At 49.8% G+C, this 19,739-nt stretch carries 21 protein-coding genes; 2 read left to right on the plus strand and 19 right to left on the minus strand.

Annotation, left to right across the window (positions count from 1 at the left end):
* The first annotated feature begins 228 nt into the window (after positions 1 to 228).
* Positions 229 to 1,194, plus strand: a complete 966-nt coding sequence (locus BLT35_RS23315) for an EamA family transporter (RefSeq protein WP_254777648.1) — start codon at positions 229 to 231, stop codon at positions 1,192 to 1,194.
* 22 nt (positions 1,195 to 1,216) lie between these two features.
* Here the strand turns inward: BLT35_RS23315 and BLT35_RS23320 are convergent, their stop codons facing one another.
* The 6 genes from BLT35_RS23320 to dapA form a co-directional block, all read right to left on the minus strand.
* Complete coding sequence (locus tag BLT35_RS23320) at positions 1,217 to 2,479, minus strand: nickel pincer cofactor-dependent isomerase, group 22 (protein WP_062409584.1); 1,263 nt, start codon at positions 2,477 to 2,479, stop codon at positions 1,217 to 1,219.
* Between the two features lie 37 nt (positions 2,480 to 2,516).
* Positions 2,517 to 3,467 (minus strand): phosphoglycerate dehydrogenase, encoded by a 951-nt coding sequence (locus BLT35_RS23325; protein ID WP_074729881.1) that lies wholly within the window; start codon positions 3,465 to 3,467, stop codon positions 2,517 to 2,519.
* A 127-nt stretch (positions 3,468 to 3,594) separates the two neighbouring features.
* The gene (locus tag BLT35_RS23330) at positions 3,595 to 5,085 is read right to left on the minus strand and encodes a tripartite tricarboxylate transporter permease (protein WP_254777649.1); all 1,491 of its coding nucleotides are present in this window, start codon (positions 5,083 to 5,085) and stop codon (positions 3,595 to 3,597) included.
* Positions 5,086 to 5,109: 24 nt separating this feature from the next.
* Positions 5,110 to 5,559, minus strand: coding sequence for a tripartite tricarboxylate transporter TctB family protein (locus BLT35_RS23335; protein ID WP_062409587.1), 450 nt, complete (start codon positions 5,557 to 5,559; stop codon positions 5,110 to 5,112).
* Positions 5,560 to 5,682: 123 nt separating this feature from the next.
* Positions 5,683 to 6,690 carry a tripartite tricarboxylate transporter substrate binding protein gene (locus tag BLT35_RS23340; RefSeq protein WP_062409588.1) on the minus strand — a complete coding sequence of 336 codons (1,008 nt, stop codon included), beginning with the start codon at positions 6,688 to 6,690 and terminating at the stop codon, positions 5,683 to 5,685.
* Between the two features lie 65 nt (positions 6,691 to 6,755).
* Positions 6,756 to 7,673: a 4-hydroxy-tetrahydrodipicolinate synthase gene (gene dapA, locus BLT35_RS23345; protein WP_062409589.1), complete on the minus strand. Its 918-nt coding sequence runs from the start codon at positions 7,671 to 7,673 to the stop codon at positions 6,756 to 6,758.
* A 513-nt stretch (positions 7,674 to 8,186) separates the two neighbouring features.
* Here dapA and BLT35_RS23350 point away from each other — a divergent pair.
* The gene (locus tag BLT35_RS23350; RefSeq protein ID WP_074729883.1) at positions 8,187 to 8,873 is read left to right on the plus strand and encodes a GntR family transcriptional regulator; all 687 of its coding nucleotides are present in this window, start codon (positions 8,187 to 8,189) and stop codon (positions 8,871 to 8,873) included.
* A gap of 75 nt (positions 8,874 to 8,948) precedes the next feature.
* Here the strand turns inward: BLT35_RS23350 and BLT35_RS23355 are convergent, their stop codons facing one another.
* The 13 genes from BLT35_RS23355 to BLT35_RS23415 all read right to left on the minus strand — a co-directional run bounded on the left by BLT35_RS23355 (position 8,949) and on the right by BLT35_RS23415 (position 19,734).
* A complete protein-coding gene (locus BLT35_RS23355; protein ID WP_054817406.1) occupies positions 8,949 to 9,212 on the minus strand; it encodes a metal-sensitive transcriptional regulator in 264 nt (87 codons plus the stop codon).
* A gap of 35 nt (positions 9,213 to 9,247) precedes the next feature.
* A complete protein-coding gene (locus BLT35_RS23360) occupies positions 9,248 to 9,604 on the minus strand; it encodes a rhodanese-like domain-containing protein (RefSeq protein ID WP_054817405.1) in 357 nt (118 codons plus the stop codon).
* 259 nt (positions 9,605 to 9,863) lie between these two features.
* Positions 9,864 to 11,012, minus strand: coding sequence for an MBL fold metallo-hydrolase (locus tag BLT35_RS23365; RefSeq protein ID WP_074729884.1), 1,149 nt, complete (start codon positions 11,010 to 11,012; stop codon positions 9,864 to 9,866).
* A 19-nt stretch (positions 11,013 to 11,031) separates the two neighbouring features.
* Positions 11,032 to 11,427, minus strand: coding sequence for a DsrE/DsrF/DrsH-like family protein (locus BLT35_RS23370; RefSeq protein ID WP_062409593.1), 396 nt, complete (start codon positions 11,425 to 11,427; stop codon positions 11,032 to 11,034).
* 21 nt (positions 11,428 to 11,448) lie between these two features.
* Positions 11,449 to 12,033 carry a sulfurtransferase TusA family protein gene (locus BLT35_RS23375; RefSeq protein ID WP_074729885.1) on the minus strand — a complete coding sequence of 195 codons (585 nt, stop codon included), beginning with the start codon at positions 12,031 to 12,033 and terminating at the stop codon, positions 11,449 to 11,451.
* 89 nt (positions 12,034 to 12,122) lie between these two features.
* Positions 12,123 to 12,413, minus strand: coding sequence for a rhodanese-like domain-containing protein (locus tag BLT35_RS23380; protein WP_062411026.1), 291 nt, complete (start codon positions 12,411 to 12,413; stop codon positions 12,123 to 12,125).
* Positions 12,414 to 12,989: 576 nt separating this feature from the next.
* Positions 12,990 to 13,964, minus strand: coding sequence for a beta-ketoacyl-ACP synthase III (locus BLT35_RS23385; RefSeq protein ID WP_074729886.1), 975 nt, complete (start codon positions 13,962 to 13,964; stop codon positions 12,990 to 12,992).
* Positions 13,965 to 13,970: 6 nt separating this feature from the next.
* On the minus strand, positions 13,971 to 14,525 hold the full coding sequence (locus BLT35_RS23390; RefSeq protein WP_062409596.1) for an NADPH-dependent FMN reductase: 555 nt from the start codon (positions 14,523 to 14,525) through the stop codon (positions 13,971 to 13,973).
* An 8-nt stretch (positions 14,526 to 14,533) separates the two neighbouring features.
* The gene (locus BLT35_RS23395) at positions 14,534 to 16,138 is read right to left on the minus strand and encodes a nitrilase-related carbon-nitrogen hydrolase (protein WP_074729887.1); all 1,605 of its coding nucleotides are present in this window, start codon (positions 16,136 to 16,138) and stop codon (positions 14,534 to 14,536) included.
* Positions 16,131 to 17,090: a sll0787 family AIR synthase-like protein gene (locus BLT35_RS23400; protein ID WP_074729888.1), complete on the minus strand. Its 960-nt coding sequence runs from the start codon at positions 17,088 to 17,090 to the stop codon at positions 16,131 to 16,133. Before BLT35_RS23400 ends, BLT35_RS23395 begins: the two co-directional genes overlap by 8 nt.
* A complete protein-coding gene (locus BLT35_RS23405; RefSeq protein WP_074729889.1) occupies positions 17,083 to 18,255 on the minus strand; it encodes an MSMEG_0565 family glycosyltransferase in 1,173 nt (390 codons plus the stop codon). The genes BLT35_RS23400 and BLT35_RS23405 overlap by 8 nt, the downstream gene beginning before the upstream one ends.
* 5 nt (positions 18,256 to 18,260) lie before the next feature.
* Positions 18,261 to 19,184, minus strand: a complete 924-nt coding sequence (locus BLT35_RS23410; RefSeq protein WP_074729890.1) for a methylenetetrahydrofolate reductase — start codon at positions 19,182 to 19,184, stop codon at positions 18,261 to 18,263.
* A gap of 34 nt (positions 19,185 to 19,218) precedes the next feature.
* Positions 19,219 to 19,734, minus strand: a complete 516-nt coding sequence (locus BLT35_RS23415) for an MSMEG_0572/Sll0783 family nitrogen starvation response protein (protein ID WP_054817402.1) — start codon at positions 19,732 to 19,734, stop codon at positions 19,219 to 19,221.
* Positions 19,735 to 19,739 lie beyond the last annotated feature (5 nt).

Raw genomic sequence — 19,739 nt, forward strand, 5'->3', positions numbered from 1 at the left:
GTGTGTTGTGCGCAAACATCACTTTACCAAGGGAGAAGCTCTTTTTCTATATCCGCTTTTTCCAATTCCTACACCCACGGAGATTTTACACTAACTTGGATGAAGCCGAATCATGAATAAGACCCTGTTCTCTCCGAAACCGGACGGAATAGGGTCTTTTTGCGCGGATGGAATCATTTAGAAATTTGGGTTTACGACATGGAGGAGATAATGGTAGTGTAATAGATATTGTCTTATTATTGTTTAAGCTGCAAGGAGGAGAACGACATCAAGATCAAAGGAGTTTTTATGGTTCTGTGCGCGGCTGTCTGCTGGGCGTTATCCGGAATCGCGGCTCAGCTGTTTTTTCAGCATTTTGCGGCAGCGCCCGGCATCCTTGTCTCTATTCGTCTGCTCTCTGCCGGTGTCATCATGATCCTGCTGCAAAGCCTGATTCAGGGAACCAAAAACGCTTTTTCCGTCTGGTCGCATAAAAAGGACCGGCTTACCTTACTTGTCTTTGGTTTAATAGGGATGTTAGGCGTTCAATATACCTTTTTTGCCGCGATTCACCATGGAAATGCGGCCACAGCCACCCTGCTGCAGTATTTGGGACCGATCTTCATCATCGTCTATGTTTCCCTGCAGTTCAGACGAATGCCCGGCAGCCGGGAGCTCATTGCGTTCCTGTTAGCTCTGACCGGCATTTTCTTCATGACGACGAGCGGCTCTGTCGATTCTTTAACGATAACATTGGAAGCGTTTATATGGGGAATCCTGTCCGCCATAGCCGCGGCATTCTATACCTTGTTCCCGGCAAAGCTGTTGAAAGCCTGGGGACCGGTTTCCGTCGTCGGCTGGAGCATGGTCATCGGCGGTGTCGGACTTAGTCTGTTTCACCCGCCATGGTTTTTCGATTGGAGCCAAGGCTCCCTGCTTCTGTTTGCCTTGCTTGCGTTTATTGTCATCGTAGGCACCATTACTCCATTCTATCTGTTCCTGGACAGCCTGCGGTTTGTCACGCCGGCCCAGGCCAGTATCCTCGGCAGCGCCGAACCGTTAACAGCCGTACTGGTTACCACCGTATTTTTACATACGCCTATGGATCCGGTCCAGCTCCTCGGCAGCCTTTGTATCATCGTGTCCGTCCTTGTCTTGGCGCTTCGATCGGCCCGCAAGGATGCCTCCGGCGCCGACAAGACCGCCTCTGGATAACCCATGTTAGTCCTGTAATTTTCTATGGTACGTCGGAAAAATGCATCGTAACCGGCCCCGTCAATACCTCAATGGCCTTTGAAGCCAATGCTTCGGGCAGCAGATTTTCGGATATCCGGATTTCCTTTAATTCCAACGTATTTTTAATCCGGACGATTCTCACTTGATGAAAATCGGGCACATTACACGTTTTTATCGCCGCCTGTATCGCCAATTTTTCCGTCGGAAGAACCATGGGAACCTTGACAGGGGTTAGGACCGTGCTTGTAAAAGCATTCATATAGCCCTTTTCCCAATCCATTTCATCAAAAAGCTTACGCGTAATCACATCCGCCGAGCCGATGCCCAGCGCATTGCCCCGGGTTTTGGCCGTTAATCCGAGAACTGCAATACGGCTGATGGCGGGAGCCGTACTTTTGACGTACGGTGTATGGAAGCGTCCGGTTATATTAGGGTCCATGCCGCTGCCGGATATATCCTTTCCGATCTCATCTACAATCAAGACATCGATAGGATCGAACAATAACCGGGGCATGAGGGACTTGGCTTCCAGCAGTAACCCGGGTTCGATGTCTTCCAGCCGTTCGGCAGGTACGGCAGCGATCCTGGCGGGCCGGTCATAAGCATTCTCAATAACAGCTACTCCAAAAATAACAGGGAGCTTGGAAAGAACGATTCGGGCCATCTCGGGGACATGCTCAGCCATGTATTTAAAACCGTAGGCATGAGCGGCATCAGCTCCCTTATGCTTCCCGAGGCCAATCGTGATCATTTTCATCAAACCGCTTTCGATCGGACCGCTGAAGGCGGTGTGCGGTTTAATCCGGTTAATCACGATAATCTTGTCGGCTTCATAAGCAATTTTATCGGTGTAGACAGGCAAACCCTTAGGTAATCTGCCCACCTCCACGACGTCCATGCTCGAATGTACGGGAGCCCCGACGGATTGTTCCGTAACCCCCAATTGCTCCAATACTTCGGCCTGGCCTTCAGCCGTCGCTCCGCCGTGGCTTCCCATAGCCGGTACAATAAAGGGATGGGCACCGGCAGACTTGACGGCGCGGACGACCTCTCTTACGATAATGGCAATATCGGCTATTCCCCGGCTGCCCACGGCTATAGCGACCCGATCTCCTTGAGAAACCCGCGGCAGAACGCCGGCTTCCTTCATCGCTTTGCGGACAGCCGATGCCGTATCGCCAATTTCGGGAGCAATGAAGTGTTGCTGTACTTTGATCATCCTGGGAATCGGAATATCGCGCAGTAATGCTATGATTTTATTCATCATCGTTCTCCTCATGTTTCAGGATCGGGCGCTGCGGCTACATTCCGTTTACGACATGCTCGGGTCTTTTTTTGTTCACAAGAACGTCCACGATATTCCGCACGCAAATCATGCCGATTTCATTGACAGCTCCGCTCGTATAACCTGCAATATGAGACGTGGCTATACAATTGGGCAAACCAAACAGCGGATGCTCCCGAACCGGTTCTTGTTCGAATACATCCAATGCGGCTCCGGCAATGGAGCCGTCTCTTAAAACCTCGTACAGGGCATCTTCGGATACAATCCCGCCCCGGGAAGCATTGATCAGATAGGCGCTTTTCTTCATCATGTCCAATTCTTTGCGCCCGATGAGATTTTCCGTTTGTTCCGTAAGCGCGATATGAAGAGTTACAAAATCGCTTTTACTCAAAAGCTCTTCAAGGGAAACGAATGTGACCTCATGCTTCTCCGCGAAGCTGTGATCGGGGTAAGGATCAAAGGCCAGAATATTCATATCAAAGCCTCTGGACCTGCGGGCTACTTCCTTGCCAATGTTGCCGAGCCCTATGATGCCAACCGTTTTCCCATAAACGTCGGAGCCAAATATTCTTGGCCACTCGCCCTTTTTGGTTAATTCGACGGCCGCCGGAATTTGACGGGCCAAGGAAAGCATTAAGGCAAAGGTAAAGTCAGCTACCGCATGCTTGTTGGTATTGGGAACGTTCGTCACCCAAACTTGACTTTTCCTGGCCGCTTCCAAATCGATGTTATCCACCCCTACGCCATGTTTGCAAATAATCTTTAAATTCGGCGTACGAGCCAGAACATTCGGCGTAATGGCATTAAAAGCAACAATGGCGGCATCCGCATCCTGGATTTCGGCAATAAATGATTCCTCTTGAATATCCGCCGGCAATTGAACCAACTGCATCCCATGTTTTTCTAGATATTTCACAGGCTCATTCGAATATTTGGCAAAGGATGGCGATGTGGATACGACTTTCATTACTGAATCTCCCCTTTAGAACCTTTTCTCGCGGTAAAGAAAACTTTCAGCTCCGCTGATAACTTAGATTTTCTTCTATCATCAAAAACCGTGCCGAGGCCGATCCACGTCCGGATCACACCCACGTTTACATTTCAACATCCGCCGAAAGACCATCCTTCTTTTTCATCAGCCCCGCAACAAAGCTTGCGATCAGAATCATAGCAGAAAGCACGAGCAATGTTGCGCTTAACGGACGCGTAAAGAAACCCATAAAATGGCCTTCGAACAAGGCAAGGGATTGCAATAATGAATTCTCCATCAGTTCCCCTAATACAAAAGTGAGCACGATGGGTGCGAGCGGAATATCCACTTTTTTGAATATATATCCCACAATGCCGAAAACGAACATAGCCGCTACATCCCACAAGCTGTTTTTGACGCTGTATGATCCGATGATCGATATAATCAATATGATTGGAAACAGTAATTTTGCCGGAACCAACGCAATTTTGGCCCAAATCCCGGCAAGCGGCAGGTTCATGATCAGAAGCAGCAGATTACCGATAAACATGCTGGCGATAATCGCCCATACAATATCCGGGTTTTTTACAAACAGTGTAGGCCCCGGGGTAAGACCATGCATGATGAACGCTCCCAACAAGACCGCAATCGTCGGCGAGCTAGGAAGTCCTAAGGTAAATAACGGAATAAGGGCTCCGCCGCAATAAGAATTGTTAGCCGTTTCGGGACCGGCCACGCCTTCAATGGCTCCTTTTCCGAATCTGGAAGGATCTTTGGCCAATTTTTTCTCGAGCGAGTAAGACAAAATCGCCGGAATGACGGAGTTCGTCCCGGGAATTAACCCCATAAGAAAGCCGAGCAGGCTTCCTCTGCCAATGGATTTAAGCGACGGCTTCCATTCCTCCCGCTTAGGCAGAACGCCCTTCACCTTCGGAATTTTCTGCGCTTTCTCCTGATTTTCGAGTCCGCTTAAAATTTCGGATAAGCCGAATAGGCCCATCGCAATCATCACAAAATCAAGGCCGTCCATTAATTGATCCTGGCCAAAGGTAAGGCGCACCGTTCCCGTCATCGGGTCCATGCCAATCATAGCCAACACCAGGCCTATGACGGCTGCAACGAGACCGCGAATGAGGGATTTTCCCATCAAGCCAATGACCATGATCATGCCTAACACCATCAGCCCAAAAAACTCCGGCGGACCAAACTTCAGAGCATATTCGGCAACGGGAGGACCGATCAGAACAAGCCCGATAATGGAGATGGTCCCCCCGATAAACGAACCGATCCCTGCTATTCCAAGCGCGGCGCCCGCACGCCCTTGCTTGGCCAGCGGATGTCCGTCCAGGCATGTGATGACGGAAGCAGCTTCCCCGGGGGTGTTAATTAATACCGAAGTAATGGTGCCCCCATACATGGCGCCGTAATAAATCCCGGCAAGCATAATAATGGCGGATACAGGCTCCATACCGAAGCTGATCGGAAGCAGAATGGCGGTAGCGGTTGTCGGACCAAGCCCCGGCAGCACGCCCACAAGCATCCCTACGGTTACTCCGATCAAACAATACAACAAATTCCAAAAGGACAGCGCCGTTTCAAATCCGTGCAATAACATGTTGAAGGATTCCATCAGCCTCACCTACCATCCAAAAGAATTAACCGGCAACGGGATTTTTAGAAGAACCGCAAAAACGACAAAAAAGACCAGCGTGACCACCGTTGAAATGGCCATTCCCACATACCATTTGTAGGCTTGCATGAACATGAGGGAAAGCATCGCAATGCCTGCCACACAAAAACCGGTAAACGGGACAATCAGAAGAAAAAAAAGGAACGAACCAACAAAAAGCAGCACCCTTCGCAATGCTTTACCCTTGGGTAAGATGTCGCTTACCTCAACTTCTTTTTTAATAAAGGATTCGATAATATACAGCACGGACAGAAGGATCAGCAATCCGCTTAACCATAACGGGAACAATCCCGGTCCCGGCCCGATTGAACCGCGATATTCCAAAGATAAGGAGCTGAAAAACATCGTGCCTGAAAAAAGCAGCAGGACAAGGCCTACCCAAACCCCCGCATTTCTCACAAGGAAACACATCCTTTAATCATATTGCTCTTTACTGCCGTTAAAAAAGACTGCTTACCCTCCGTGAAGCACCATCTCATGATTGTTTATGGTAAGCAGCCCCAGTCGCTGCATGGAAGTATCTTATTTTCCAAAACCGATCTTATCGATCCATTCTTTGGTCACTTTCAATTCTGTACGGATTTTTTCTTCCACTTGATGCGGGCTGTCGTTATTGGCAATCAAGTTTGATTTCGTCAAAAAGTCATGAAACGCATCAGATGCGAAAGCCTTGGCGAATGCTTTGTTTAAAACCTGATATACATCCTCCGGCGTACCTTTGGGAACTGCGATAAATTTGTACACGCCCCATTTGACGTCAATGCCTTTTTCGCTCATCGTAGGCACGTCGGGCATTTCCGGTACACGCTTTTCATTGAATACGCCGATAAATCTGATTTTCCCGGACTTCACATACTCCATCAGTTCTCCCGGATGGGCTATACCGATATCCACTTGCTGGCCAAGTACGGCCGTGGCTACTTCCGCTCCCGACTTGTAAGGAACGTGCTGTCTTTTCATCCCCGCTGTTTCAAAGAAGGTTTCCGCAGCCAGATTAGATAATCCGCCGGCGCCCGATGTCGCATATTTAATCGCCTTACCGCTGCCTTTGGCATTCAGTACATCATCAAGTGTTTTATACGGGGAATCCACATGCGCTGCAAATACAAGATCTTCAAAGGTCGTAGCGTGCACGATTCTGAAATCATCAATGGAATATTCCAGTTGGTTCAGGAGCGGCTGCGTAGTGAAAGGGCTGTTCGAGCTAATGACCAAGGTATATCCGTCAGGCGCAGACTTGGAAACCTCCGTAACCGCCAAGGTTCCCCCTCCTCCGGCCTTATTGACCACCATGACCGGCTGGCCAAGCTCTTTCTCCACCTCTTTGGCCAATGTGCGGGCCATCAAATCGGTGCTTCCTCCGGCAGCCCAGGGAACGATTAAATTAATCGGTTTGGTCGGGAATTTGGCCTTTGCCGCTTCCGGCTGACCCGATTGGGCTTGCTCTCCTTGCTTAGGCGCCTGTGCGCAGCCGAACAGTAAAGTTAAAGTTAACAGCACAGCCAGCATAGTAATCACATTTTTCTTCATGTATAATGACCTCCCTAATAGAATATCAATCAACAACTTACACATATATAATAAAGCGCATTCATTTAAACCATTGCACTACCGTTCGATGCCTGGATAACGCCCTTCTGAATATAGGCATCCATAACCTTCATGAGCTGGTTGTATTTTGCCTCAGGCAGCGCGGCAACAGGAGCTCTGGCCGGCCCGACAGGCAAGCCCATGATGTTCATCGCTTCTTTTAAGACGGTTGGCAATGTCCCCAGTCCCATGGCCGATCGAATGGCCCTTAGCTGTTTTTGCCCCTCCTCGGCTTCCGCAAAGCGTCCCGCTTGCCAGTGAGTATAAATCGATACGACCGTCTCCGGTAAAATATTGGCTGTCGCCGCTATAGCTCCTTTACCTCCGGCCATCAGGGTCGGCAAGATGAGGGAATCCGTCCCGGCTAATACGGAAAATTCAGGTCCGACGGCATCAAGATATTGCAGCGTGTTATCAAAGCTTCCGCTGCTGTCTTTAATCCCGACGATATTAGGAATTTGAGATAATACCCCAACCGAGCCTGGCAGCAGGCTGTTCCCCGTTCGGGATGGGATGTTATACAAAACGACAGGAAGGCGGGTCGAATCGGCAATCCGTTTAAAGTGCTCCACGAGCTCGTCCTGTGTGAACGTCAGAAAATACGGCGTAATGACGGAAAGCGCATCGGCGCCGATTTCCTCCAGCTTTTTGGCCATACGAACGGTTTCGGAAGTTGTGATGCAGCCCGCACCCACATATACCGGTACTTTCCCTTTGACCTCATCTATAATGATTTCGGCAATTCTTATTTTTTCATCGAACGTTAGTGAAAAAAACTCTCCGTTCGTTCCTAAACAAAATAATCCATGAACACCGGCGTCCACATATCTTTTAACTAATTGGCGGAGTACGGGTTCATTTACTTCTTCCGATGATGTAAACGGTGTCACCATAGCCGGAATAATGCCTTCTGGTTTTAACATTCGATGGTTCCTCCTCTATGTACGAACGAACATAATCCGAATAATGAAATAGCATAAGAAGATCCAGAACGATACAGTGCTACAGTGTTACCGCTATCATAAATGTAATGATGAAACGGCCACTGATTCTGAGATTGAACACCAAGTATATTAAATGTTGTATACATGGTAGATAGAGCCCTCATACTTGAATTGGTTTTTACAGTCAATCCTTTCTGAATAAGATGAACTCCTGAAATTGGCATGGCGATCGCTGCCCGTTTTCACCTTCTTTTTTTGTTTTATGTTGTATACAACGTTAATCAAATCATAATGGATGATTAATGATTTTGTCAACGTATTTATATAACCGCTTCCAAATAAAATGGGAAAACCATCTCTGCAATTGACGTCATTTGTTAATGGCTGTAATATAGAAAATGAAATATGATGTATATAACATATAGGCATCATAATCGTGAAGGGTTAATAATAGTCTCTTATGAAGAAAAATGGATCAAAAGGAGTTTATATATGGAACTGCCTAAAATCGATACTTCGAATTTATGGGATAAAACCTATAATATATTAAAGGAACGAATCATCCGCCGGGAATTTAGACCGAATCAAAAGCTCTTAATCCCCGAATTGGCCGAGCAGCTTGGCGTAAGCAGAACACCGATTCGGGACGCATTAAACCGTTTGGAGATGGATGGTTTGGTGACAACGGTATCCAAGGTCGGCACTTTTGTTAATGGCATCGAGATTCATGATGTATTAGACATTATGGATACTCGAATGATGCTGGAATTTTGGGTGGCGGAAAAGTTGGCTGATGTCCCCAAGGAGGAACTGGAAAAAGAATTAATGGTGATGGAGGCCATTATTCAAAGATCGCTTAAAGATATAAAAACATTGTCTTTAAAACAATATTTACAAAACGATTACAATATGGCGTTCCATCTGAAATTTATGGAGTTGGGCAAAAACAATAAAAATACTGAAATTTATAAAAATATTATGAATTACAGATTTTTGGCGGCCGAGACCTCTTTAATTTCAGAGGATATGATTACTACTGCCGCCAATCAGCATCTGGCGATTATTCAATCGTTAAGAGACGGGAATGTTCAACAGATCAAATCCGTTATCAAAATTCATTTAGACGATTCCAAAGAACGTCTAATCCTCAAGATCGATAAGAACGGCGGAATTATTTGATCATTCCGCCTTCTTTAAGTTTATTTTTGCACAGCGACAAGATAATGCTAATCCAACGATGAACATCCCGCTTTCTTATCGGCTTTTTACTAGCAGGTCAACAGCTTCCTTCACAATCATGCCCGTATCCTTTCCTTTTTCCTTCTCTTCAATAATGCATTGCTCCAGATTGACGGCGACGATGTAGGCCATCGCTTTATCTGCGGCGCTGCGTACAGCGGAAAGCTGTGCCACGACCTCCTTGCAATCTTTGCCTTCCTCCATCATTTTCAAAATACCGCGAACTTGCCCTTCGATGCGTTTAACCCGACGAAGCACGCTTTCATCGTATTTTATCATTCGATTTTCCTCCATTCCGATCCCGTCCAGGTATATTAATAGCCGCTCACCCTGCGCAGTGCATACAACTGAGAGAAGCCTTTATTTTTGAGTACACGGGCGGCTTTTATGCTTTTACGGCGGCTATCGGCGAGGATCAGGACAGGCTCGTCCGGTGAAAGCTCATTCCGCCAGACGAACGGCAGACGACCTAACGATATATTAATTGAGCCGGGATAATGATTTTTCTGATAATCCGCCGCGTCCCGTACATCAACAATTTTCAACGTCGTCATTTCTTCCCGTGCCGCCTCCAATATCCTCGAATCTACGAAGGACAGCCCGCTTACAGGCCAGACACTTCTTATGAACCATATCAATCCGATGGCCAACAGCACCAATAAAATAGACACTTTCCTTCCCCCTCGCAAAAACCCGCAGCCCCTCAAACCTCAAGTATCCGTTTGCGGCGGCTGCCCTGCATCCAGCTGAACACTGTATTTTCTATGATTGCTATTAAATAAACAGGTTGACTTTCCTTTTAAATATTACTTATACCCCTACAGGTAATATAACGTGTGCGGTATGGTTTTGCAATCCTGCAATCCTCGAATGGGTTGCCAAATCTTATACATTTGCTTTGGCCTCAGGCCAGTTCGTGTTTAATCCTCCTTATTTATCGTGAATCGCACAACGGTTAGGACCCATTTCCATTTCACGCTGTTCTTCGTCCGTCGGTTGAATTTTGCCCATATTGGTTTGACGAATCGCCTGATAGGAATTAGGATGCTGCGGCAGATTATCGGTAACCGCGCGTCTGAATTCCGCTTCATCCAGGATGTTTAGCCCGGGGTTGCTTTGGTACAGATCTCCCAAACGGGCGGCTGCTTTTCCGCCTTCACCCAGCTCGGATATTTTTCCGAAGTGGGCGGGAAGCACGATTAAATCGTCGGACAATTCTTTGTAGCGGCTGTACAGGGTATGACGCAAATCCCCGGCCCAATCCTCGGCTTTCCCCGCCAAGTCCGGCCGGCCGATCGATTCAATAAATAAAATGTCTCCGGTCAGCAAATACTGATCATCGACAATAAGCGATGTACTCCCGATCGTATGGCCCGGCGAGTATACAGGTTGAATCTTAATCCGTGTGTTTCCAACCGTAATCTCTTTGCCGTCCTCGAGCTTTGCGTAGGCAAACACGACCTCTGCCGCATCCTTTGGAGGCAGCCAGTAGGCTGCTCCTGTTTTCTCTGCCAGGATTCTTCCTCCGGAAATATGATCTGCGTGCAGGTGGGTATCGATCGCGTGTTTAATCGTCAGCCCGTTTTCTTTGGCAAAGCGCTCAATCACGTCAGTCATTCTAACCATGTCGACAACAGCTGCTTCGCCATCGGAAACGATCATATACGAAAGGCAGCCTTTGCCGATACGGACAAACTGGTAAATGGAGCCCCCGTCCTTCAAATCGCCGATCTTGACCGGCTCCAAATACTCGCTCCAGGACTTCATCCCGCCTTCAAGGTAATAAATAGGGCTCCGGCCGGCCTCTGCAAGCTGTTCGGCAACAAATTTGGACGATCCTTCTTTGGCGCAGACAACGAGAATCTGTTTGCCTTCCGGAATCCGACTCAGAACAGAGTCCGCTCCCTCCAGCCATTCAAAATACGGGATATTGAGGATTTCGATGCTTTCCCCTTCCATTTTCCAGTCGTTAAAGTCACTTTCGTTGCGGACGTCCAGAATGAACAGTTCTTTCTTATCGAGAATAAATCTTGCCGCTTCTTCCGCCGTCATTCCCTGTATATCGTCTGCCGCAGCCATATGCCCGATCCCCCTTTAATTAGAACGTTAAAGTGACGTTGGCATCCTTCGCGAAATCCAGGAAGGTCACGGCCCCGCCGACTTCGATGCCTTCAATGAAATCTTCTTTCTTCATGTTCATCACATCCATGGTCATTTGGCAGGCGATGATTTTGACCCCCATGTCTTGCGCCATATGAACCAGCTCGGGAATGGACGGTACGTTGGCTTTTTTAAATCCTTCTATAAAATTCTCTTTACCCGCAGGCAGCGGCAGCTGCCGATATCCCTGTTTATGAATGAGATTAAGTCCTTCAAAGGTGAAGAATATAGCGACTTCGGAATCGGTAGCGGCCGCGGCCGTGGCGATGTTGAATACCTTATAGGCATCGAACAATCCGCCGTTGCTGGCAATAATAGCGACTTTCGTTGACATCAGGAATGACCTCCGTTTATTTTATTGATTTTTCTCGGTCGGACCGGTCCAGCCGGACATACCAGGCAGGATGTTTTTTACGTTTTTAAAGCCATTGTCGGCGAGCAGCCGGCAGGCCAAATCGCTCCGGGTGCCCGTTTGGCAAACGACATGTATTTCCTGCTCCGGTTTCAGCTCGATCAGCCTGTTTTCCAACTGGCCCAATGGGATGGAAACGGCCCCGGGAATCCGATGAAAAGCATATTCCGCAGGTTCGCGCACATCCAACACCAACGGTTTTTCATTGGATTCCAGCTTGATTTGCAGCTCCTCGTTCGTCAATGTATGCGGAAATTTTGTTTCTTCCTTGACTTCATTCGGGTTGGCTTTACGCAGGTAATGCTTCAATACCTCTCCTTCGTGAATGGTTCCCAAATATTGATGCCCTGTGTTCTTTGCCCATCCCCGGATATCTGCCAATGAGCCTTTATCGGTAGCCTGCACTTCAATGACTTGACCGGGATTCAATTGGTCCATGGCTTTTTTCGTTTTGACAATGGGCATCGGACAAGCTAGTCCTTTACAATCCAATGTTAGATCTGCTTGAACCGCTGACGGCGTCGACATCTCATAACCTCCATTTTGGATTTATTATTTTATACTTATACTCCTATGTGTATCAAAAAAGCTTGAATTTTTTCTCTGCAGCCAATAGATTAGTACTCGACTTCTCCAGTCCATTCCATCATGCCTCCCGGCATATTCATGACCTTATAACCGAAAGACTCCAGCATTTCGCAGGCTAATCCACTCCGATTGCCGCTGCGGCATACGACGATGGTTTCTTTCTCAGGATCCAGCTCCGTATGCCGTTGACCAAGCAGCCCCAATGGAATATGCCTGGCGCCGGGGATATGCCCGGACTCCCATTCGTTATCTTCCCGAACATCCAGAATGGTCAATGCTTCCCCCCGTTCTAATCTTTGTTTTACTTCCTGAGGTTTCATCTCTTTTGAATATTTACCTGCCACTTTTATCACTCCTCCATATGTCAAAATATCGATGACTCCTTTTCATTTTATACTTATACCCCTATGGGTATTATATTATGATGTTTATGTCTTTCTGTCAACACTCCCCCTGTCATCACCGGCATTACTTTTCCTGGAAGTCCCTCCTGAAGTTCCGGACAGTAAAAAGCTTCCCGGCTGTCCTAGGACCGCGGGAAGCTTGCTATCGCTGAATTCATGCATTCATACTCACGTGCGGACAAACAACAAAAATATTCCGATGAAGAAAGCTATAAGCACAACCCAACTCACTATAGCAACCCAAATTCCCGAGCTTCCATCTTTAGTTTCCATCTTGTCCACTCCATACATTTGATTACCTATAACTTTCCCAATAACAGGACGAATATGCAATCAAAATGTAAATCCCCTTCATGCGCCATCCTCCGCTTAACCATAAGGTACAAGAAAAAGGGTGCCGATTCCTGCCGTAATAACGCCTGCGGGAATGCCGAGCGGTTGAAACAGCAACCTTCCTGCCAAATCCGCGGTTGCCATCTCCCTTCGGCCAGTCTAATATTTGATCAAGGCGGCTCCCCATACCAAGCCTGCACCGAATGCCGTCATTAAAATCGTATCCCCATGCCGGATTCTCCCGTCCCTTACCGCTTCGTGAAATGATACCGGTATGGTTGCCGAGCAGCTGTTTCCATAATTGTGAATGGTCTTGACCACTTTCTCTTCCGGAAAATGAAGATTCCGTGCCACAGCGTCTATGATGCGTTCATTGGCCTGGTGCGGAATGAACCAATCTACTTGATCGATGCGATACCCGCTCCTCTCCAATATTTCTTCGGCACCCGAGGTCATGGCTTTTACAGCCGCCTTGAATATTTTCCCTCCATCCATGACCATTTTGGATTTATATTCTTCCGAAGCCGGGTGCCTGCTGCCCCCGCCCGGAACATATAAAAACTCGAAAGCTACCCCGTCGGCATGAAGCGATGTCGAGATGATTTCACCCTCATCGTTATCCTTCATTCGGGAGACGATAACCGCTCCCGCGGCATCGCCGAAAAGGATGCTCGTGTACGGATCGGAATAATCGGTTAGTTTGGATAATGTATCCGCACCAATCACAAGGATGCACCGGTGCATCCCCGCCTTGATATACTGGTCGGCAATTTGAAGCGCAGATAAGAATCCGACGCAGGTGGAATGAACATCCATGGCACCGATAGGACGACATCCCAATTGACGCTGAATTTGGCAAGCCACAGGCGGAAGAATATGATCAGGCGTTTCTGTAGCAACAAGAATCAAGTCAATTTCCGATGCCAGGATGCCGGCGTCATCCAACGCATCTAACGCGGCCAGATAAGCCAAATCCGACGTGGCTTCCGAGACGCCCGATATCCGCCTCTCCCGGATGCCCGTTCTGCTGACGATCCACTCATCTTCTAAAGAAATCAGTCGCTTTAAATCTTCGTTCGTCATACGTCCCGTCGGTAAATAAGCGCCGATCCCGCTTATCGCGGCTCTATACATCACTGTTCACCCCGCGGCTGTTCGGATTCCTTGCAGTGCTTTGGACATTTCAACGATTTGCCGGGCTAAACCTTTGATTCTTTGCAGCACGGACGCATCGACGACTTCATGCCTGTCGTTAAAATGATCCCGGTGCGCATACACATAATCCGGGGTCACATAAGCCCGGAAGTACCCGGCAATCGGCTTCAGTTGATTCTCGATAACCAGGAAGTGCTGATAGGTCCCGCCGGTGGCGATAAAACCGATGACCTTATCCCTAAAAGCATCCGGAGGCAGCAGGTCAAACACATTTTTTAGCGGGGCAGCCATAGACGCCTGAAAGACCGGTGTCCCGATCACAAAGCAGTCTGCCGATAAAACGGCTGCCATTACTTTTTGCGTATCAAGGTTATACGCCGCCGGATTGCGGCCGTCGCAAAACTGCACCTCATAATCTCTTAAATCCAGCATTTCCGTTTTCAGGTCCGGCTCCAGAAGCGCCGCATGTTTCACGACCTTTCTCACAACCGAGCTTGTTTTTTCTCCAATAATGGTCCCCGATATCCCGAGCATTTTCATTCCGGTTCTCATCCTTTCAAGCTTTGTGGTTCAGCCATGACCAGCCGGTCATACAAATGCGTTTTCATCCGCCGCAGGAATGGCCTGCTTCCGGCTACAGCCATCATTTCAGGCTGGAAGGCCTGCACATAAGGTTCCGGAGGCTCTATTCCTTCCAAGGCCACCTGACGATGCAAAAACAGCATACTTCCGGAAGAGCCTGCAGGCACAGCGCATGCTAATATCGCATCGTTCTCGAACGCCCAAATGCGCTTCATCCAGATTTCGCTGTCATGCTGTCCCGAACCGCTGACTGCAATGATATCCGCCCCTTGCTTGGCCAACACGCGATAAGCTTCCGGATAATCGGCATCCCTCCCGGTCAGAAGACCCACCCTCCCGAAAGGAACTTCAAAGGTGCGGAATCCGGTGCATTCCCGATGGAGCTTGTGATGAACCTGTTTATAGGCACCGACGACCCCTTCAGGACCGACTAAGTACATGGCACATTCTCCCGAATCAGATGCCAAGACGCTCAGGGCGATATAACCTCGGAATAACCCGGCCAACAGCTGAAGCTCGTGTAAAAGCTTTTCCGCCCGATCCGTTCCCAAGGCGCCCAAGGCGGCTGTACCGATCTCAGGAAGGACATATAAACGGTTGGAGGTCATTAAACGCGGCTGAACCGACTCCAGCGATTGCCTCAATTGATCGAGGGTTCCGGATCCATCCCCATTCATGTCCAGCGGAAGGACGACGACTTCAAATGGAGACGGTTCTCCGATTGGACGCGTTTCCCCTTCTTTCCAAAGATACGGGTGAAGCAAAATCTCCTGATACGCTTCCGGTCTCCGGCCTCTCAGGATTCCCTTTCTCTTGTCCGGATCAGCCCGAACCGTCCCGTAGACAATCCCTTCACCCGATATCAGCGACTCCTGAACAGACCCATCGGCATCGATAATTGCGCTTCCTCCCGTAAATCGGGCGCCTCGTTCCGTATCCGAGCGGTTCGCCGCAATCCAGCACAAACCATTCTCCTTCGCGCGCAAGCACCAAGTCTTGCTTGGTCCGCCATTCCCGCTGCCAACCCAGTTTGTCGGAAAAGCGATCACGTCCGCTTCTTCTAACGCCGCGATCCGGGCAGGCTCAAAGTACATCGCATCCATGCAGATCAGCATAGCTATGTTTCCTATGGGGGTGGAAAAGACAGGAAACCCGTCATTGCCTTCCCTGGCCCATCGCGGATCGGCTGCGAAGAGGTGCGTTTTCCGATAGCTCCCAACCACGCCCTCCGGCCCTATAAGAACGGTGGAGTTATAGTACGCGCCTGTGGAGGGATCGACTTCCGGCAAGCCAGCGACGGCATAGCAGCCATACTCCCGGGTTACAGAGCAAAGGGCTTCCGTAGTCGGACCCGGGATCGTTTCGACATAGGGGGCGATTTCCTCCCGGTTCTTCCACACATACCCGCTGGAGGACATTTCCGGAAATACGACGAGCCGGGCGCCGTTTGCAGCCGCTTCCCGGAGAAGACAGGCCATGCGTTCGCGGTTCAACGACGTGTCCCCGAGCGACGGATTGAATTGAATCGCCGCCGCTTTGAAACCTGACGGAATGCGCGCTTTCCTATCCATGCCGGGCCACCACCAGGGATTCATTCGCCCAATCGATCAACACCACTTCCTCCGCACCGTTCCCGACAAGCACCCGGGTATCCGAAGTCAATTCGCCAACGACGGCGGCGGTGATTCCCTCCTTGGCAAAAATCGATAGGATCTCCTCCGTATGCTCAGCATCCGCCGCCAGAATGAAACCATACCCGGGAAACATTTGCAGCCATCGTTCGAGCTCCACGGCCTCCGGTTTCGGCACACGGTCGATATGGACATAAGCACCGCAGCCGGCATTTTCCGCCAGCATCGCAAGTGTTCCTAACAATCCTGCATTGCTGATGTCTCTGGCGGCGACGGCCAGCCCCTTCTCCGCAATGGCAGGAAGCAGCTCCAGTTTTTTCAACAATGCCCAAGGTTCTTTGGCGCTGGTGCAGTCCCACTGTAAATAATGTTTATAAGGGGTTCCATCCAAATCCACCGCAGCGATCAAAGCTTGCCCGGCCCTGCCGCTCGATGCCCGCAGAAGATGGGTGGCTCTGCCGATGATGGCCGTCGCCACCCCTTCGGTTTCCTCGGGCAAATAATGCCCTCCGACCATAGGCACCCCCAGCTTGCGGCACCCTTCCGCCATTCCCTCGGCGATCAAAGAAGCTGTCGCTTCATCCGAAGCGCTCAGCATATTCACCATAGCCACAGGCCGGCCGCCCATGGCGTAAATATCGCTTACGCTTACGAGCACTGCGCAGTAACCCGCCCAGAGCGGATCCTCCCTCACCAGCCCAGGAATGATTCCGTCACACGACATCAACAAGTAACCCTCGGCACTTGGAAGCACGGCGGCATCATCGCCGATCGGGTCCAGCATAGCATTTGGATCCCACTGGAACTTTTGCAGGGGAATCTGAATATCCTTCTTTCTGCGAAATCCGGAGGATTCCGCCAGGTGGCTCACAAGCCTGCTTAACTCATTCATTCGACAGCACCCTCCGATACAAGTTGATATGACCTCCGGCCGTTTGCGGCCAAGTATATTGACGGGCCGTCATTCCGGCATTTTTGCGCAAACGGTCGGCCAAGGCGGGGTCATGGGTTAAACGAAGCATATTGGCAGCGATAGCCCCTGAATCCATGGGATCTGAAAGCAGCGCGTTATGTTCATGCGTCATAAATTCTTGAAACACTTCAATATTGGAAGCAGCAACAGGAGTTCCGCTGGCCATGGCTTCAAGAATGGACAGCCCCCAGCCTTCCTTGATCGAAGGCTGAAGATACACATGCGCTAACCGGTATAAATGCTTGACTGTCCGATCATCGGGAGAGGGGATGATGCGCACGTCCGACCTGATCTCAGCAGGCAGGCTTTCCAGCAAACGTTCGAACCCGGTACGATAAGGCCGGTAATCGAACAGCGTCGTACCCCCTGCGATGACAAGCACGGCTTGAGGAATACGCTGTTTTACTTCAACAAAAGCCCGAAGCGTTTCGATCGTGTTTTTGCGGGGTTCGATGCCCCCAATGGTTAAGTAAACGATCTTCCCCTTTAAGGGGGCCAACGTCTCCGTATCGATGGAGCTTTCATCGGAAGTGAAGAACCGCTCGTCCACGCCGTTGTGGATCACCGTCGATGAACGCGAATACAGGCTTTCCAGCTTTTTCTTCCAACTTTGGCTGACCGTGACGATGGCCCTCGGCTGAAGCACCGATTGATGCTGGCATTCCACCAAGGCCGGGGTAACGAAATCGTCCAAATGATGGACCGTACGAAGAAAGAAGGGAATGAGACCCTTCTTTCCAAGTCGGGTCAATGCATTGGCGCTGATACAATCCTGCGCATGATGAATGTCGAATGCCTCCAACCGCTCCTTCTCTAACGCGTCGGTATACGTTTCGATGTAACGAAGGATGCGGTCTTCAAATCCCTCATGTTCCCTGGTTTCAAACGGGAACACAGTTGTTTCCGTACCCACCGGACGGTAAAACTGCTTTGTGCCGTTTAAGCCCAAAGCAAAGACCGTAACCGAACATCCCTGTTCTTTCAGTGCCTCGGCTAAGGCCAGCGTGTGTACCACCCCGCCTCTGGGCTTTGTGTTGTAGGTATATAGAGCGACATTCACCTGACGCCACACCCTTTCGTACATATCACCTATGCGCTGGCAGCCGCCGTGGAGCTTTGCAGCAGCCCCGCGTATTGAACGACCTTGTTCACGCTGTCTTCCGCCCCGCCGATTGGCCGGATATGGATGCCCCGGATGCCTTCGATCTGCCGAAGCTGCTTAATCAGTTCGGCGGCAATATGCAGGCCCTCTTCGCTCGAGTGTGAAGCGGCGAGTCTTGCATGCAGCGAATCGGGGATCACAACGCCGGGAATCCGAAGCGCCTTCCCTACATGATCGGCATTACGCAGAGGCAGGATGCTGGCCATGATAGTGACCCGCTCATGCAGTCCGCGCCGCCTTGCCTCTTCCATCCATTCTCCGATCAGGTCCATATCGAAAACCAACTGAGTGCGAACAAAGCTCGTTCCGCTGTCCGCCTTCGCCTCCAAACGGTCAATGAGTTCCTTAATCGGTTTGCCGGCAATATTTTCAACCGTACCGATCGAAAATTGGGGAGGCTCCTGCATCGGCGTTCCGTCAAAAAGCTTCCCTTCATCGGAAAAAATTCTGGCGTAGCGCACGAGCTCCATCGTCTCCAGATCATAGACTTCTTTGGCGTTTGGCTCCGTACCTACCTTAGCCGGGTAACCTCCCAGGATCGTAATATTTTTCACTCCGATGGCGGCAAGCCCCATCAGATCGCTCTGAATTCCCATTCGATTCCGATCGCGGAGGTTGATTTGTACAATTGGCTCCACGCCGACCTGACGTACGAAAAAGGCGCCGACTACCGGCGAAAGCCTGGCGATCGCAAGCAAATTGTCGCTTAAATCGACTGCATCCACATATCCGCGGTAACGTACCGCTTGTTCAACGAGTGGGCGAGGGTTCCAATCCCTCGGCGGAACAAGCTCGGCGGTTACCGCGAAGTGATCGGGATTCAATCGCCCTTTTTCCAAAAGGATCGTCATCGTTACCCACCTGCTCTTTCTGACGGAATGATGATTAAATTTGGAACGTACTCAGAATAAATGCTCCAGCCCGGGAGTATTCAATGAGACAATCCTGAAGATCAAGCGGATGAACCGGGATCGTCCCCTCAATGAGGTCTTCTTCGCGCAAACCGTGCAAACCGAGACCGAACCGGCACACGTACACTTTTCCGCCTTCTTTAATAAAAGTCGCTAACGATTCATTGTAATTCAGCTGGCCTCCGAAAGCGGCGCTGCCGACCGTAGGGAAGCCCCGGGTAGCCATCGCATTCATCGCGCCGGTTCCATAAAAATAAATGGCGGTTTCGTACCCTTTGCGCTGGGCGCGGATGGCCTGCAGGATGGCTACATAAGACAGGGACGACTCATGGGCAATTCCGTGCACCAGCGCAAGAAACTTTTCGCCGGGATTGGCCTTATAATCCGGAAATACCTTGGTGCCGCCGTACAGCTTCGTCCCAACCGGCAAGGACGGGTGCGGAATTTCATTCATCGATTTTAATTCGTTCTCAGTAAAGTTGGCAGTCATAGATT

The sequence above is a fragment of the Paenibacillus naphthalenovorans genome, assembly GCF_900099895.1.
Lineage (GTDB): Bacteria > Bacillota > Bacilli > Paenibacillales > NBRC-103111 > Paenibacillus_G > Paenibacillus_G naphthalenovorans.

Coding starts and splice junctions, on each gene's coding strand:
- BLT35_RS23385 (WP_074729886.1), bottom strand. CDS start 13,964: ATGTATAGAGCCGCGATAAGCGGGATCGGCGCTTATTTACCGACGGGA.
- BLT35_RS23320 (WP_062409584.1), bottom strand. CDS start 2,479: ATGAATAAAATCATAGCATTACTGCGCGATATTCCGATTCCCAGGATG.
- BLT35_RS23330 (WP_254777649.1), bottom strand. CDS start 5,085: ATGTTATTGCACGGATTTGAAACGGCGCTGTCCTTTTGGAATTTGTTG.
- BLT35_RS23355 (WP_054817406.1), bottom strand. CDS start 9,212: ATGATAAAATACGATGAAAGCGTGCTTCGTCGGGTTAAACGCATCGAA.
- BLT35_RS23340 (WP_062409588.1), bottom strand. CDS start 6,690: ATGAAGAAAAATGTGATTACTATGCTGGCTGTGCTGTTAACTTTAACT.
- BLT35_RS23350 (WP_074729883.1), top strand. CDS start 8,187: ATGGAACTGCCTAAAATCGATACTTCGAATTTATGGGATAAAACCTAT.
- BLT35_RS23380 (WP_062411026.1), bottom strand. CDS start 12,413: ATGAAACCTCAGGAAGTAAAACAAAGATTAGAACGGGGGGAAGCATTG.
- BLT35_RS23390 (WP_062409596.1), bottom strand. CDS start 14,525: ATGAAAATGCTCGGGATATCGGGGACCATTATTGGAGAAAAAACAAGC.
- BLT35_RS23365 (WP_074729884.1), bottom strand. CDS start 11,012: ATGGCTGCGGCAGACGATATACAGGGAATGACGGCGGAAGAAGCGGCA.
- BLT35_RS23400 (WP_074729888.1), bottom strand. CDS start 17,090: ATGAATGAGTTAAGCAGGCTTGTGAGCCACCTGGCGGAATCCTCCGGA.
- BLT35_RS23410 (WP_074729890.1), bottom strand. CDS start 19,184: ATGACGATCCTTTTGGAAAAAGGGCGATTGAATCCCGATCACTTCGCG.
- BLT35_RS23375 (WP_074729885.1), bottom strand. CDS start 12,033: ATGTCGACGCCGTCAGCGGTTCAAGCAGATCTAACATTGGATTGTAAA.
- BLT35_RS23370 (WP_062409593.1), bottom strand. CDS start 11,427: ATGTCAACGAAAGTCGCTATTATTGCCAGCAACGGCGGATTGTTCGAT.
- BLT35_RS23405 (WP_074729889.1), bottom strand. CDS start 18,255: ATGTACGAAAGGGTGTGGCGTCAGGTGAATGTCGCTCTATATACCTAC.
- dapA (WP_062409589.1), bottom strand. CDS start 7,673: ATGTTAAAACCAGAAGGCATTATTCCGGCTATGGTGACACCGTTTACA.
- BLT35_RS23395 (WP_074729887.1), bottom strand. CDS start 16,138: ATGGATAGGAAAGCGCGCATTCCGTCAGGTTTCAAAGCGGCGGCGATT.
- BLT35_RS23415 (WP_054817402.1), bottom strand. CDS start 19,734: ATGACTGCCAACTTTACTGAGAACGAATTAAAATCGATGAATGAAATT.
- BLT35_RS23325 (WP_074729881.1), bottom strand. CDS start 3,467: ATGAAAGTCGTATCCACATCGCCATCCTTTGCCAAATATTCGAATGAG.